This window comes from Amycolatopsis xylanica (assembly GCF_900107045.1).
Classification (GTDB): domain Bacteria; phylum Actinomycetota; class Actinomycetes; order Mycobacteriales; family Pseudonocardiaceae; genus Amycolatopsis; species Amycolatopsis xylanica.
This window is the reverse complement of record NZ_FNON01000003.1, coordinates 370,263-385,296: the sequence shown is the minus strand read 5'-3', so window position 1 is coordinate 385,296 and position 15,034 is coordinate 370,263. Positions and strand designations below refer to the sequence as shown.

At 69.0% G+C, this 15,034-nt stretch carries 10 protein-coding genes; 4 read left to right on the top strand and 6 right to left on the bottom strand.

The features are described 5' to 3' along the window. Positions 1–135 precede the first annotated feature (135 nt). Entirely contained in the window at positions 136–2,676 is a 2,541-nt protein-coding gene (locus BLV57_RS15425) for an FtsX-like permease family protein (RefSeq protein WP_091289429.1), read from the bottom strand. After that, on the bottom strand, positions 2,676–3,446 hold the full coding sequence (locus BLV57_RS15420; RefSeq protein ID WP_091289428.1) for an ABC transporter ATP-binding protein: 771 nt from the start codon (positions 3,444–3,446) through the stop codon (positions 2,676–2,678). The genes BLV57_RS15425 and BLV57_RS15420 overlap by 1 nt, the downstream gene beginning before the upstream one ends. A gap of 551 nt (positions 3,447–3,997) precedes the next feature. On the opposite strand from BLV57_RS15420, the gene BLV57_RS15415 reads away from it, so the two are divergent. After that, on the top strand, positions 3,998–4,756 hold the full coding sequence (locus BLV57_RS15415; RefSeq protein ID WP_091289427.1) for a chitosanase: 759 nt from the start codon (positions 3,998–4,000) through the stop codon (positions 4,754–4,756). 56 nt (positions 4,757–4,812) lie between these two features. Here BLV57_RS15415 and BLV57_RS15410 read toward each other — a convergent pair whose 3' ends face one another. Together BLV57_RS15410 and BLV57_RS15405 are read right to left on the bottom strand one after the other, a co-directional pair. Beyond that, entirely contained in the window at positions 4,813–6,222 is a 1,410-nt protein-coding gene (locus tag BLV57_RS15410) for an amidohydrolase family protein (protein ID WP_091289426.1), read from the bottom strand. A 433-nt stretch (positions 6,223–6,655) separates the two neighbouring features. After that, complete coding sequence (locus tag BLV57_RS15405; RefSeq protein WP_091289425.1) at positions 6,656–7,033, bottom strand: hypothetical protein; 378 nt, start codon at positions 7,031–7,033, stop codon at positions 6,656–6,658. Between the two features lie 94 nt (positions 7,034–7,127). On the opposite strand from BLV57_RS15405, the gene BLV57_RS15400 reads away from it, so the two are divergent. Further along, positions 7,128–10,220 carry an amidohydrolase family protein gene (locus BLV57_RS15400; RefSeq protein WP_245757334.1) on the top strand — a complete coding sequence of 1,031 codons (3,093 nt, stop codon included), beginning with the start codon at positions 7,128–7,130 and terminating at the stop codon, positions 10,218–10,220. Here BLV57_RS15400 and BLV57_RS15395 read toward each other — a convergent pair. Next, positions 10,199–11,584 (bottom strand): FAD-dependent oxidoreductase, encoded by a 1,386-nt coding sequence (locus BLV57_RS15395; protein ID WP_218134818.1) that lies wholly within the window; start codon positions 11,582–11,584, stop codon positions 10,199–10,201. The genes BLV57_RS15400 and BLV57_RS15395 overlap by 22 nt on opposite strands. 260 nt (positions 11,585–11,844) lie before the next feature. Further along, the gene (locus BLV57_RS15390) at positions 11,845–12,552 is read right to left on the bottom strand and encodes a Crp/Fnr family transcriptional regulator (protein WP_176968636.1); all 708 of its coding nucleotides are present in this window, start codon (positions 12,550–12,552) and stop codon (positions 11,845–11,847) included. Between the two features lie 42 nt (positions 12,553–12,594). On the opposite strand from BLV57_RS15390, the gene BLV57_RS15385 reads away from it, so the two are divergent. Next, positions 12,595–13,290: a response regulator transcription factor gene (locus BLV57_RS15385; protein ID WP_091289423.1), complete on the top strand. Its 696-nt coding sequence runs from the start codon at positions 12,595–12,597 to the stop codon at positions 13,288–13,290. After that, entirely contained in the window at positions 13,283–15,016 is a 1,734-nt protein-coding gene (locus BLV57_RS15380) for a sensor histidine kinase (RefSeq protein ID WP_218134811.1), read from the top strand. Before BLV57_RS15385 ends, BLV57_RS15380 begins: the two co-directional genes overlap by 8 nt. The last annotated feature ends 18 nt before the right edge of the window (positions 15,017–15,034 follow it).

Sequence of the window (15,034 nt, the reverse complement as noted above, 5' to 3'; positions counted from 1 at the left end):
GAATGGCCGAGAATGCCCGCACCCGAATGGTGTGGTAAAGACATTCTTTCTGTGTGGGTAATTGATTTTTCGGGGCAGGGAAAGGGAAGGGCCCCGGCGAGGAGGATTCGCCGGGGCCCTTGGTGCAGTGGCGCGTTACGCGACCACTGATGCTTCGAGCGGGCTCTTGCGCAGTTCCAGCCAGGTCGGGAGCAGCGTCCCGCCCATGGCCAGCAGACCGGCGAAGAGCACCACGCCGATGTACATCCACGGCGAGCCGGACGGGATCGGCGAGCCGGTGCGGGCCAGGCTGAACGGCACCAGCGTGAGCGGCGTGATGAGCGTGCCGAGCACGATGCCGATGATGCCTGCCTGCGCGCCCTCGATGGCCGTCATCCGCAGCACCTGGTCCTTGGTCGAGCCGGTGAGCCGCTGGAGCCCGAACTCACGCCGCCGCTTGGTGATGGCCAGCGAAAGGTTGTTGATCACCTGGATGGCGATGTAGCCGACCAGCATGGCGATCATCAGCAGGGTGACCAGCGCCTGCGCGCCGAGGTGGTGCAGGAACGCGCCGTTGAGCGACTTGCGGTCGCCGATCGAGGCACCCGGCACCGTCGCCATGGCCGTGGTCAGGTCCGCCTTCAGCTGGCCCATGTCCGCGCCCTGCGCCGGGTTGACCAGGATGAACCTGGCGCGCCCGAGCGTCGTGTGCGCTTCCAGCGTCTCGGCGGGCATCACGATGGATTCGAAGCTCTCCTTGGCGGTGAACAGCGCCACCACCTTCAGGTCGACCTTGCCCCGGTCGCCCATCCGGATGGAGATCGTGTCGCCAAGCTTCGCGCCCATGTCCTTGGCGTGGGTGTTGGTCAGCGCCACCGTGTTCCCGACGAGGTCGCTGAACGAGCCCTCGACCACCGACGTGCCGTAGACCTTCGCCGCCGCGTCGGCGTTGAAGCCCTTGATCTGCGAGCCGCCGAGGTCGCGGCCCTGCCACGGGTCGGCCGGGCTCTCGATGAAGCCGGCGCTGGTGAGGAACACCGAGGCGCCGTCGACCCCGTTGACCTTGCGGATCTCGTCGAGCACCTCGGGGGCGAACCCGCTCTCGCCCGACTGCAGGATGACGTTGTGCGCCAGCTCCTGCGTGTACGTCTCGGTCGCCGCGGTCTCGGTGGTGGTGGCGTAGAGGTTGGCCGTGGCGATGCCGGTGACCAGCATGATCGGGGTGATCACGGCGGCCACCTGCGTCACGCGGGCCTGGGCGTTGAGCGAGGCGAGGTAGCCCGCGATACCGGTCGTCCGCCGCACCAGCGGGCCGAGGATCCGCGTGGTCGTCTTGGCCACGATCGGGCCGAGCAGCGCCAGCCCGATCCCGGCGAAGATGCAGGAGAAGATCGCCGGGCTCGCCTTCAGCGGGCCGTTGGCCAGCTGGACCACGTAGATCAGCGAGCCGCTGATCACGAAGCAGACGATCGCGAAGATCGGGCGGAGCTTGCCGGGCTTGTACTCCTGGATCTCGGCGTCGGTGAGCGCCTCGATGGCCTTGGCCTTGGTGACCCGTCGGCCGGCGATGGACGCGGCGCCGACCGAGGTGATCAGCGAGATCAGCGCGGCGACGATGGTCGGGATCGGGCCCTGATGGAACGCCAGGCCCTCGGCGACCAGTCCGCTGTCGACGATCCGGTTGAACAGCACCTCGCCGAACAGCACACCGGGGATGATCGAGAGCGCGGTGGCGATCAGCGACACGAAGATCGTCTCGCCGATGATCATCCGCTTGAGCTGGCGCGGCGTGGTGCCGATGGAGCGCAGCAGCGCCATTTCCCGCTGGCGCTGCTGGAAAGCCAGCGAGAGCGTGGAGGCGACCCCCATCAGACCGGCCAATGTGGACAGTCCGCCGATCAGCACGCCGATGATGAGAAGGTCGGTCACCTCAAGGGTTTTCGGCTTCTCGCCGTGGCCGCGGATGTCGCCGGTGAGCACCTTGGTGCCCTTGCCTGCCAGCGCGGTGGACAGCTGCTGCTGCAGGGTCGCGACGTCGGTGCCCGGTGTCGCGAACACGCCGATGTTGTCGACCTTGCCGGGGTCGGGGATGAGCCGCTGCACGTCGGCTGGCGAGAAGAACAGCCCTGCCTGGTTGACCGCCGCGCCGGGCTCGGCGATGCCGCTGACCCGGAAGGTTTCCGTGGTTCCGCGGACGGCGACCTTGACCTCGCTGCCGACCGTCGCGCCGGCCGCGTCGGCGGATCGCTTGTCCAGCACCACATCGCCGGGTGCCTGCGGCGCCGCGCCGGAGCTCAGCGCGTAGGGCAGCATCTCCGCCGACGACCAGCCGTGGCCGCTGGACTCGACGCCGGTGTTGACGGTCGCGCCGTCCTTCACCACGGCGGCGGGGAAGGACACGTCCGGCAGCGCCTTGAGCACGCCCGGCACGGTCTGGATGGTGGCGATCAGGTTTTCGTCGATGTGGACGCGCTCGAGCAGCGTCGCGACCGGGTTGTTGGGCAGCGGGTAGACGGTGTCGCCCGCGATGACGATCGGGGTGGCCTGCAGCCGCTCGGCCGGCGCCTCGTCGCGGAGACCGGTTTCCAGGATGCCACCGCTGGCGATGACGATGCCGGAACAGAGGAACATCCCGATGAAGGTCGCGGCGAACGCGGCCCAGCGGTATTTCAGGCTGCGCAGTGCGAGAAGGAACATCACACGCCCCCGACCGCGGCCGCGGCGGCGCGGTTGCGCTGCTCGACGAGTTCGGACAGGTGGGTCATCCGCTCCGCGACCGCCTCGGCCGTCGGGTGCTGCAGCTCGGTCACGATGTGGCCGTCCGCAAGGAAAACGACGCGATCGGCGTAGGAGGCGGCGATCGGGTCGTGGGTCACCATGACGATCGTCTGGCCGCCCGCGCCCGCCTGCTGGAGGAGCAGCAGCACTTCGCGGGCGGTCTTGCTGTCGAGCGCACCCGTCGGCTCGTCGCCGAAGATGACGGCGGGGCGGGTGACGAGCGCGCGGGCGATGGCGACGCGCTGGGCCTGGCCGCCGGAGAGCTCGGCGGGGCGGTGGTGGACGCGGTTGGTGAGCCCGACGCGGTCGATGACCTCGTCCACCAGCGCCTGATCCGGCTTCTTTCCGGCCAGCTGCAAGGGAAGCAGGATGTTCTGCATGACGGTGAGCGCGGGGAGGAGGTTGAACGACTGGAAGATGAAGCCGATGCGGTCACGGCGCAGCAGGGTGAGCTGGGTTTCGTTGAGGCCGCTGAGTTCGGTGTCCTCGAGGCGGACACTGCCCGAGGTCGGCGTGTCGAGGCCGGCCGCGCAGTGCAGCAGCGTGCTCTTGCCGGAACCGGACGGTCCCATCACCGCCGAGAAGGTCCCGCGCTCGAATCCGATGTCGACGCCGCCGAGCGCGACCACGGCGTTGTTGTCGTGGCCATAGACCTTGCGCACGGACTCCAGCCGGATGGTGGTGTTCACTTTCTCCTCCTAGTAAGTCACTCTCAGTAGCCATACCGGGGTACGGCTCGGTCGATCCGTCCGGGCATCGCTGTCCCGTTAGTCCGCTACGCCGGATTCGTGCGGGTCACTCTCCGGCTGCGCTTGCTCACCTGACGTACTATACATGTGTTCTATTCACTTGTGTAGAACGATCGTTTAAAACTACTCTGAGCAGTGGTTTCTTCGGTTCCGGCGGGGTGCGGACCAGCCTCCACGGTTGCGGCAGTGACGGCTCGAACTGTCCCTGTAAGGGGTACAAACCGACGGTCCCGTGTTCGCAACACTGTTGTCGACCCTTACCCCTTGAATAAGGGGGCATTTCGCGCGGGCAGGGGTATTGACATGGCCGCGGTTCAGGGGTTTCTGAGGCGAATCTCAGCGATGGTCCGTCAAGTCGATCATTGCGCTGAGTGACGTAGGTTGTCCTGCGGGACATTAGGAAAGAGTCTTGACGAAGGTCCCGGTGATCGGGTCAACTGTGCCGCAATCTGACCGACTCGGAGGTTGCGGTGAAATTTTCCGTCCGGCTCATGGCCGTTCTCGGCTTGGCCACCTTGCTCGTCTCAGCCGCCCCCGCGGCCATCGCCGCAGGCCCGGGGCTCGATGATCCGGCCAAAAAGGATCACGCGATGCAGATCGTGTCGAGCGCGGAGAACTCGTCGCTGAACTGGCGCGCGCAGTTCGGGTACATCGAGGACATCGGCGACGGCCGCGGCTACACCGGCGGGATCATCGGCTTCACCTCGGGTACGCACGACATGCTGGAGCTGGTGGAGCGGTACGCCGACGCCAAGCCGGGCAATGTGCTCGCGAAGTACCTGCCCGCGTTGCGTGCGGTCGACGGCTCGGACTCGCACGAAGGACTGGACCCCGGCTATCCCGGCGACTGGCGGGCGGCCGCGAACGACCAGACCTTCCGTGACCTGCAGGAATCCGAGCGGGACCGGGTGTACTTCAACCCGTCCGTGTCGCGGGCGAAGCAGGACGGGCTGCGCGCGCTGGGGCAGTTCGCGTACTACGACGCGGCGGTCGTGCACGGTTACGAAGGTTTGCAGGCGATCAGGGACCGGGCGCTCGGGCGGGCGGCTTCACCCGCGCAGGGTGGGGACGAAACGGCTTACCTGCAGGCATTCTTGGACGAGCGGGTCATCGAAATGAAGAAGGAGGCAGCACACGAAGACACCAGCCGGATCGACACGGCGCAGCGTGTCTGGCTCAACGACGGCAACCTGGACCTGAACACCCCGTTGCGGTGGAAGGTTTACGGGGACAGCTACTCGATCGGGTAACTCCTGGGTCGTGAGTGGTACGGCCGGTTCTAACCGGCCGTACCACTCACGAGTCCTTACTGCGGAAGCAACTTCTTGAGGCGGTCGGCCGCGTCTTGGGCGTCTTTCACGACTCGGCCGGTGTCGACGCCGACCAGCTTGCCGTCGCGCTTGAGCGCGCGGCCGTCGACGAACACCCAGTCCACATTGGACGGCTGGGTGTTGAAGACCAGCTGGTTCACCCAGTCCACGCGCGGCGCGAAGTTGACCGATTGGGCGTTGATCACTTGCAGGTCCGCTTTCTTGCCCGGCGTCAGCGAGCCGACCTCGCCGTCGAGCCCGAGCGCTTCGGCGCCGCCGAGCGTCGCCATCCGCAGCACGTCGGCCGTGGTCGGGTAGACGCCGGGATCGGTCGCCGTGGCCCGCTGCAAGCCGACCGCCGCGCGCATCACGTTGAACATGTCGCTGGTGTCGTTGGTCCCGCCGTCCAGGCCGAGGCCGACCTTCATGCCCCGCTTCTTCATCTCCGGCAGCCGGATGACGCCGGACGCGAGCCGCATGTTCGACAGCGGGTTGTGCGCGACGCGGACGTCGGCGGCGGCCAGCTCGTCGAGCTCGGCGTCGGTCGCCTGGATGACGTGGTTCGCCACCAGCCCGGAGCGCAGCGCGCCCGCCTTGCGCAGCGCCTCCATCTGACCGGTCGCCGGGTCCGCCTTGGATTCGAGCAGGTGGACGTTCAGCGGCACGCCGAGCTCACGCGCGAGCTTCTCCGAAGCGTCGAGGCTCGGGAAGTTCCCCGTCGACGGGTGCGTGCCGATTTCCAGGTGTGCCAACGGGTTCTTGTCGATGACCTCGCGCTTGACCCGCCGGATCTCGTCCTGCAGCGCCGCGTTGGTCGTGCCGTTGTAGGAGAACACGAACCGCAGGTTCGACTCGCCGAGCGCGCGCAGGTTGCCCTTCGCGAAGTCGGCGTTGAACGCGTGCGACCAGTCGGTGACCGTGGTGATCCCGGTCGAGATCACGTCCAGCGTCGCCAGCCGGGCGCCCGCGTAGCCGTCGGCGTCGGTCGGCTGGTTCTTGTACAGCGGCAGCACGCATTTGCCGAGCCAGCCGTTGAGTTCCTTGTCGCCGGCGCAGCCGCGGATCAGCGCCTGCCAGAGGTGGTTGTGCAGATCGACGAAGCCGGGCATGACGATCTTGCCCCGGCCGTCGACCACCTGCGCGCGCCCGGCGTCGAGGTTCTTGCCGACCGCCTTGATCTTCGTGTCCTCGATGAGCACGTCGGCGTCGGCGAGCGAGCCGAGCGGGCCTTCACCGAGTTTCGGGTCCATGGTCAGCACCATCGACGCGCCGCGGATGACGTACTTCCCGCCCCCAGCGCTGCCCGAAGGGGCTTCGTTCCCGCTCGGTTTCGCCAGTAGGAAGGCGCCGAGCACCAGCGCCAGGGTCAGTGTGAACACGGCGAATACCGGGCTCCGCTGTTTCATGGTCCAACTCCCCAGTCAGAACTAGCGTGACAAGATCACGCTAGTTCATGGCCGTGCGAAAGTCCCACGCGGTCGTGAGTGGTACGGCCGGTTAGAACCGGCCGCATCACTCACGACCCCGGCTCCCGTGGCCGGGCTGTGGGCGAGGGGCTCCCCTGCTGCGTTGGACGCAGCGGGGGATCCCCTCGTTCGAGCGTGAAAAGCCTGCGCGCGAGTGGTAACTCTGCTCCGTTAGATGCAGCAGAGTTACCACTCGCGTCCCGAGCCTTATCGCACAGTGAGGGCCTCCCTGACTTGAATCGTTGGGTGAGGGAGGCCCTGACCCATATATCTGGGTGACGGAGGCCCTCACCAACCCGGGCTGGGTGAGGGAGGCCCTCACTCAGGTAAGGGGGTCGTGAGTGGTACGGCCGGTTAGAACCGGTCGCAACACTCACGAGTCCGTCAACCTGAGCCCGGCCTTGCGCAGACTTTCCGCCACGGTGAGCCGCTCGATCTCGCGCTCCATCCCCTCCGGCAGATCGTCGAGATGGTGCTTCACGCGCACGGCCGCGCACGCTTGGACCAGCAGCGCGTCGTAGGCCTGACGTGCGCTGAGCCTGCGGGCCGCCGGGATTCCGGGGCCGTAGTCGGCGAGCAGGCGGTGCACCCGGCGCAGGTCTGCGGCGAGCTGCTCGACCGAAGGCTCCGGGATTCTCCGATTGGCGCGCTTTTTCTCGATCAGGCCAGGGAGTTTGAGTATGGCCCAGGTGGCCGCGGTCGGGGTGACGACCACGACCGCGTACAACGCCAGATTGGCGGCGATGGCCATGCCCCATCGTACGTCGGACAGTCAAGACTGCCGTTCTTGTCGGTGTTCCCCGGATAATCACCGACAGGGGGAAACCACTGGGAGGAATGTACGGATGAGCGGCGAACTGACGCGCAGGAACATGCTCATAGGCACGGGGGCGGCCGCGGTCGCCGCCGGTCTCGTGGGCACCGAGACCGCGCGGGCGGATCCGGAAACAACGGAAACACCACAAGAATCTTCGAAGAAGACCACGGTCCGCGAGGGCACGAACATCAGCGTGGCCGTCTCGCCGGACGGCAAGCTGGTCGCGTTCGACCTGCTGACCAACATCTGGGTGGTGCCGATCGCGGGTGGTGAGGCGCGCAGGCTCACCGACGACTTCGCCGACGCGACGCAGCCCGCGTTCTCGCCGGACGGGCGGCGGCTGGTGTTCCAGTCGTACCGGGACGGGAACTATCACCTGTGGAGCATCGGGGTCGACGGCTCCGGCGCCCGGCAGCACACGCAAGGCCCGTTCGATCATCGCGAGCCGAAGTTCTCGCCCGACGGCGCGTCGATCGTCTTCGCGTCGGATCGGGGCGGCAGTTACGGCGTGCACCGGTTGACGGTGGCGACCGGCGAGATCACCAAGCTCACCGACACCGCCGCCGAGGAGGCCACGCCCGGCTGGTCGCACGATGGCAAGCGGGTCGCGTACACGGTCGACGATCTGGCCATCGACGTCCTCGAGCTGGAATCCGGGGTGGTCACCCGTGCGGTCACCGCGCCGGCGGGCGCGAAGGTGTACGGGCCGTCGTTCGCGCCGGACGGCAAGCTCGCGTACGTCCGGCTCACCGGCGCCAAGCCGGAACTCGTCGTCGGCGACCAGGTCGTCACGGGGGACGAGGACGTGTTCGCGTTCCCGGTGGGCTGGCTGGCGGCCGATGAGCTGCTCTACACCGCGGACGGCCGGATCCGGCGGCGCAAGCTCGGGGGCACGCCGCCGGTCGATGTCGGGTTCACCGCCACCGTGCCGTTCGTCGCCAAGCGCAAATACCGCCAGCTGGTCCGCGATCTCGACGATCACCGCGAGCGGCAGGCGCAGGGGATCGCGTCGCCGGTCGTCTCACGCGATGGCTCGCAGGTCGCCTTCCGCGCGCTGAACGCGTTGTGGCTGCTCAAAATCGGCGAGCGGAAGCCACGCAAACTGCTGGCCGACGGCTACTTCAACTCAGATCCCGACTTCTCGCCGGACGGCAAGACGCTGGTGTACGCCTCGGACAAGGCTGGCGACGCCGACCTGTGGTCGCTCGACATCGCCACCGGCGGGACGAAGCGGCTCACCGGCCTGCCCGGCGCGCAGTTGACACCACGGTTCTCGCCGGACGGCTCGCGGATCGCGTACCAGGACCACGACGGCGCCACCTGGATCGTCGACGTCGCGGGTGGCGTGCCGAAGCAGGTCGCGCCGACGCTGTTCATGCCGGGCAGGCCGACCTGGTCGCCGGACGGCACCACGCTCGCGCTCGCGGCGGTGAAGCCGTATTCCAAGCGGTACCGCGAGGGCACCAGCCAGATCCTGCTGGTCAACCTGCGTGCGGGCACGCTGCAGTACAGCGAGCCGATGCCGCACGCGTCGCTGTCCACGCGCGGTGACGACGGCCCGGTCTGGTCGCCGGACGGCAAGTACCTGTCGTTCGTCGTCGAGTCGACGGCGTGGATCGTGCCGGTGGATGCCACCGGAACGTTCACCGGGCAGCCGAAGCAGGTCACCCACGAGGTGACCGACTCGCTCGCCTGGGTGGGGTCGGACGCGTTGCTGTACCTGAATAACGGCGAGCTGCGCACGCAGTCGATCGCCGGTGGGCCGCCCGCCACGGTTCCGGTCGACCTGCGCTGGCAGCGGCCGGTCGTCCGGCAGAAGCTGGTCGTCCGCGCGGGCGCGCTGTGGGACGGCAAGGCGAAGGAGCTGCGACGCAATGTCGACGTGATCGTCGACGGCGATCGCATCGCCGGTGTCGTTCCGGCTGGTCCCGGGCCTGCCACGGTGGACGCGTCCACGCGTACGGTCATGCCCGGTCTCATCGACGCGCACGTCCACTGGCACCTGCGTGGCCGTCAGTGGGGAGCGAGGCAGGGCAGGCTCTGGCTCGCGTACGGGATCACCTCGACCAGGTCGCCCGGCGACCCGGCGTACCAGATGGTGGAGACCAGAGAGGCGCTCGAATCCGGCGCGCTCACCGGGCCGCGGTTCTTCGCCACCGGCGAGGCGATCGACGGCTCGCGCGTCTACTACAACTTCATGCGCCCGAACCGCTCGATCTCGTTGCTGGACAAGGAGTTCGAGCGCGCGCGGAAGCTGCGGTACGACCTGATCAAGACCTACGTCCGGTTCCCGAACGAGTACCAGGCGGCCGCCGTCGCGGCCGCGCACCGCGCAGGACTGCCGCTGACCTCGCACTACCTGTATCCGGCCGCGCACCTGGGTATGGACGGGATGGAGCACTACGGCGCCACCAACCGCCTCGGCTACTCCCACACCGGCTCGCGGATCGGCCGCACGTACGGCGATGTCGTCGCGCTGTTCGCCGGGTCCGGCATGGGCATCTCGACCACGCTGTTCAACTCCAGCGTGCTCTACGGTGACGACCGTTCGCTGGTCACCGACCGGCGCACCCGGGTGCTGAACCCGTCATGGGAGTACGACCGGCTGGTGCAGAAGGCCGACGACGCGCGGACACCGGCCGCTGAAACGATGCGCGCGATCCTCAAGGGCCAGGCCGAGATGATGCTGCGCATCCAGCGTGCGGGCGGTGTCGTGCTGGCGGGCACCGACGCCCCGCTCGACAACATCGCGATCTCCTTGCACACCAACCTGCGCGCGATGGTCCGCTACGGCTTCACCCCGTACGAAGCGCTGACCGCGGCCACCGCCAACCCGGCGCGCTGGCTCGGGCTCGACGGCACGATCGGCGTGATCGCGCCGCGAGCCAAGGCGGACCTGGTGATCGTCGACGGTGACCCGCTCACCGACATCGCCGCCGCGGCGGCGGTCCGCGGCGTCATGGTCGGCGGGCAAGCGCACACGGTCGACGAGCTGCTGGCGCCGTACGAGCACCCGGCAGCGGCCACCGCCCAGATCGTCCAGAGTGGACAGACGGCGCAGTTCGCCGACGAGTGGTGGCACCGTCCCGAATGGACGGATCACGCCTGCTGCGGGGACTGACGCAGGCGGCGGTTCACCCGGAACGCGCGCAGCAGCGTTCCGGGTGACCGCAGCGTGCGCGGGTGCCGGAGCATGTAGGTCACCGCGTTGAACCGCGCGGCGGTCTCGGCGTCGGTCACCGAGGCGGCGATGACCTGCCCGGTCAGCCACTGGTCGAGCCGGAACCAGCGCGGGTACGGCCCGTGGATGTCCGGCCGTGCCAGGTCGGCCGCGGTGGACATCTTCCAGGCGGCGTCGGCGACGACCCGTTGCGTGGCCAGGAAAGCACGGGCTGGCTGGTTCAGATCGGGTCCGCCGCGCAGGTACTCCGAGAGCGCCGACGCCTGCAACGCCGCCGAGGACATGCCCTGGCCGTACACCGGGTTGAACGACGCGACCGCGTCACCGATGCTGATCAGCCTGGCCGGATACCGCTTGAGGCCGTGGTAGTCGCGGCGGCGGGAGTCGGCCAGGCGGAAGGTGACGATGTCGCCGACGGGCTCGCCGGCCGTCGCCTCGCCGAAGACGGCCGGTTCCCCGGAGCTGAGCACGCGCATCTCTTCCAGCGTCCGGCCGGGCCGTTCGTCGCCGAATCCGGCGAGCAGCACCATCCACTGGGCGTCCTCGATCGCCACCAGCGCCGCGACCCCCACCTTCGGCAGTTCGGCGCTCGGGCTCCGGTAGGCGATCGCCGTGCCGATCGCGGGCTCCGCCTCGGCGCGGCGGAAGAACCCGGTGGCGTAGTTGACGTTGATCGGCAGGCGCCGCAGGCGCGGGCTTTCCCAGCCGTGCGCGGAAAGCCAGTCGGACATCTTGCTCGCGCGGCCCATCGCGTCGGCCACGAAATCCGCTTCCTCGATCCATTCCTCGCTTCCCGCCGCGCACCGGACGCCGGTGACGACGCCGCCCCACAGCACGAGGTCGGTGGCGCGCGCGGTGATCACCTTGACGTTCGGCAGCTCCAGCGTGCGCCGGCGGATCAGCGCTTCGAGCAACGGCCTGCTGCAGGTCAGGATCCCCATCCGGCCGTCGGGCACCTTCGCGAAGCCGTCGATGTACTGCCTGGTCCGCTCGGACGGCGAGAAGAGCGCGCCCTCGGCCAGCGCCTCCGCCGAGAAGCCGGGGAAGAACCGGTCGAGCTGGACCAGACCGCCGGGCAGCAGGCCGTGCACCTGCCCGTCGTGTGGGGTGCCCGGCCGAGGGCCGGGCACCCCGGGCAGCTCGTCACGCTCGACGATCACCACCGTGTGGGCGTGATCGGCGAGCACGCGCGCTGCCAGCAGGCCCGCGATGCTCCCCCCGAGCACCACGGCCTTGTCCATCACGATCTCGGTCCGCGCGGGTGGTTCCCCGGTGCTCAGCCTGGCGAAGACGGATGCGGACACGGCGACCTCCCGGCGAGCGTATTTCCCCTTATTCCTCGAAAGTAGGGACACCGGCCGGGGTGCCGCCATGGCCGATGGGGCGGTCTTCAGTACGCGATGCTGAGCAGCTTGCTCACGAGCGCGCCCGCGAGGAAGGCGGCGAAGCACAGTTTCGCCAGCAAGGACGGTGGCATGTGTAGGCGCATGGGGTCCCCTCCCTCGCGGACTGCTCGGACTTGTCCGAGCATGACGGCAAAGCGGGACAGCGGCGACGACAGATGTCACACAGGCGCTACGCCATTCGGGGATTCCTCGAGAAAAGCGCGCAGTTCTTCGAGACTCGGCACGACATGACGGCGGTTCGCCGCGGTGATCAGCCCGCGCTCGCGCAGCGCGGTCATCGCCCGAGCCACGGATCGCCGGGTCGCGCCGACGTGGTTCGCCAGATCCTGCTGGGTGAGCGGGATCCGGATGACCAGCCCGGCCGGGCCCTCGACGCCGTGCTGCTGGGCCAGGTGGAGCAGCGAGGCCGCGATGCGCTTGGTGACGTCGTGCATGGCGAACCACCGGCGCATGTTCTCGGCCTCGCTGACCCGGTCCGCCATCTGCTTGACCAGCGCGATCGTGATCGCCGGGCGGTCGAGCAGGCAGGCGAGGAACCGCTCGCGGGTGATCACCACCAGCTCGACCGTCTCGACCGTGTGCACGTCCGCGCCGCGCGGCGCGCCGTACAGTGCGGCCAGCTCGCCGATGAGATGGCCGGGCCCGCGCAGCCCGGTGAGCAGCTCGAGGCCGCCGGGGATCGACGACGAGATCTTGACCCAGCCCTCGGTGATCAGCAGCAGATGCCCGGTCGGATCACCCTGGCGCAGCAGCAGTTCGCCACGGGGATGGCGGCGCCGGGAACCGAGCCCGAGCAGGAAGCGCCGGTCCTCGGGCGAGAGATACGTGACCAGGGATCCGGCCGCCGGTTCCAGTAGACCCCCCATCCTCCCCATGCTACGGACAACCGGCCAGCATAGGGTCGCCTCGTGTGCGCTCACATCCTCGTCGCGGAAGACGACGAGAAGCAGGCTGAGGTCGTGCGGCTCTACCTCCAGGAGGAGGGCCACACGGTGGTCGTCGCCGGTGACGGCCGGTCGGCGCTCGACGAGGCCAGGCGGCAGCGGCCCGACCTGGTGGTGCTCGACGTGATGATGCCGGGCGGTGTCGACGGCCTCGAGGTGTGCCGGACGCTGCGCGCCGAGTCCGACGTGCCGGTGCTGATGCTCACCGCACGGTCCACAGAGGACGATCTGCTGCTCGGCCTCGACCTGGGCGCCGACGACTACATGACCAAGCCCTACAGCCCGCGTGAGCTGATGGCGCGGGTCCGCACGCTGCTGCGGCGGACCAGGCAGAACGGCGACGCGGACGCCGAGGTGCTGCGCGTCGGCCCGCTGCGGGTGGACCCGGTGCGGCACGAGGTGTCGGTCGACGGCCGGGTCGTCGACTGCACGCCCGGCGAGTTCCAGATCCTCGAAGTGCTGGCGAAACAACCCGGCCGGGTGTTCACCCGCCAGCAGCTGCTGGACCTGACGCGCGGGTTCGACCAGTTCATCACCACGCGCATCATCGACGTGCACATGATGAACCTGCGCAAGAAGATCGAGGCCGACCCGCGACGGCCCGCGCACCTGCTGACCGTCTTCGGCGTCGGCTACAAACTGATCGCCGACCGTGGCTAAGGTCCCCTGGCGCAAGCGTTTGCTGACGCGGCTGCTGGCCGTGTCGGTGCTGATCGCCATCGGCTCGATCGCCGCGACCGCGTGGCTCGCCGTGCAGACCACCACGAAGGCGATCGAGCAGGAGAAAGGCCAGGCGCTCTCCGACGACGCGACCGTCTACACCGAACTGCTCGGCCGCGCGGCTGGCGCGCCCAGCTGGGGCGGGGTCGGCCCGCTGCTGCAGGACCTCGCGTCGCGGACCGGGCGCCGGATCATCCTGACCGGCGAGGACCGCGCGCCGATCGCCGACTCCGGCGGCGCCCCGATCCTGCTGCCCGCCCAGGCGTCCGCGGTCGTCGACCCGCTGCGCGCCGACCCGATCCTGGTGCCGGAGGCGGGCACCAGCGGGATCGACCCGCGCGCGGTCGGGCCGTTCCGGCTGACCGCCGAGGAGCGGGCGCGGCTGGATTCGGTGATCGCGAAGCAGCTCGAATGCCTGCGCGGGTTCAAGATCACCGCCACCGCGCGGACCGCGCCGAACGGCAAGCCGTCCATCGACTTCACCGGGTTCCCGCTGGTGGCGGCGTCGAAATGCGGGTTGTTCATCGCCGACGAGCTGACGCCGACCGAGGCACAGGCGCTCGGCCAGCTCAACGACCTGGTCAACACCTGCATGCAGCGGCAGGGCCTGCAGCCGGTCAAGCTCGATCTGACGTTCACCGCGCTCGGCGTGGTCAGCGATCCGCAGGCGGCGCGGGCGTGTGTCGAGGCCAGCCGCCGCGAGCAGCTGCGCACCTTCGTCTCGCCGCCCGCGCTGCTGTTCGTCACCAGCGAGAGCGGGCAGCCGGCGAACCCGTTCAACCTGTCGAAGGCCAACACCACGCGGATCATCGCGGTGACCGTCGGCGTGCTCGGGCTGACCGTGCTGATCACCGTCCTGCTCGCGACCAGGGTTTCCCGGCCGCTGCGCACGCTGACCGAGGCGGTCCGCCGGGGCAAGCCCGCGCCGGTGACCACCCGCGACGAGATCGGCTATCTCGCGACGGCGTTCAACGACCTGTCCGAGCGGCGCAAGATCATGGTCAGCGACATCGCGCACGAGCTGCGCAATCCGTTGACCGCCATCCAAGGCAGGCTTGAGGCGGCGGAGGACGGGATCATCCCGCTCGACCGCGCGCTGACCACGTCGCTGCTCGAGGAAACCCTGCTGCTGCACCACATCGTCGAAGATCTGCAGGACCTGGCCGCCGCCGACGCGGGCAGCCTGCGGCTGCATCCGGAGCCCGTGCACCTGAGCGACCTGCTCGACCAGGTCGTCGAGTCGTATCGCGATCGCGCTGCCGCCGCCGAGGTCGCGCTCGGCCTGGAGACCGAGGGCGATCCCGAGATCGTCGCGGATCCGGTGCGGCTGCGGCAGATCATGGGCAACCTGGTGAGCAACGCGATCCGGCACACCCCGGGCGGGACCGTCTCCGTGCGCGCTCGCGTGGCGGGCGCGGAGTGCGTGATCGAGGTGGCCGACACCGGCGCCGGGATCAGTCAGGCCGACCTGCCGCAGGTGTTCGATCGCTTCTGGCGCGCGGAAAAGTCACGTTCCCGGCAGACCGGCGGCAGCGGGCTCGGGCTGGCGATCGTGCGTCAGCTGGCCGAGGCGCACGGCGGCTCGGTGTCCGTGACCAGCGTGCTCGGCGAGGGCTCGACCTTTACTGTGCGCCTGCCCGCGGATCGTGGGCCACACCCGGGATAAAGCGGGCTTTATCCCGGG

Coding starts and splice junctions, on each gene's coding strand:
- BLV57_RS15405 (WP_091289425.1), bottom strand. CDS start 7,033: ATGGCCATCGCCGCCAATCTGGCGTTGTACGCGGTCGTGGTCGTCACC.
- BLV57_RS15390 (WP_176968636.1), bottom strand. CDS start 12,552: ATGGGGGGTCTACTGGAACCGGCGGCCGGATCCCTGGTCACGTATCTC.
- BLV57_RS15400 (WP_245757334.1), top strand. CDS start 7,128: ATGAGCGGCGAACTGACGCGCAGGAACATGCTCATAGGCACGGGGGCG.
- BLV57_RS15425 (WP_091289429.1), bottom strand. CDS start 2,676: ATGTTCCTTCTCGCACTGCGCAGCCTGAAATACCGCTGGGCCGCGTTC.
- BLV57_RS15410 (WP_091289426.1), bottom strand. CDS start 6,222: ATGAAACAGCGGAGCCCGGTATTCGCCGTGTTCACACTGACCCTGGCG.
- BLV57_RS15415 (WP_091289427.1), top strand. CDS start 3,998: ATGGCCGTTCTCGGCTTGGCCACCTTGCTCGTCTCAGCCGCCCCCGCG.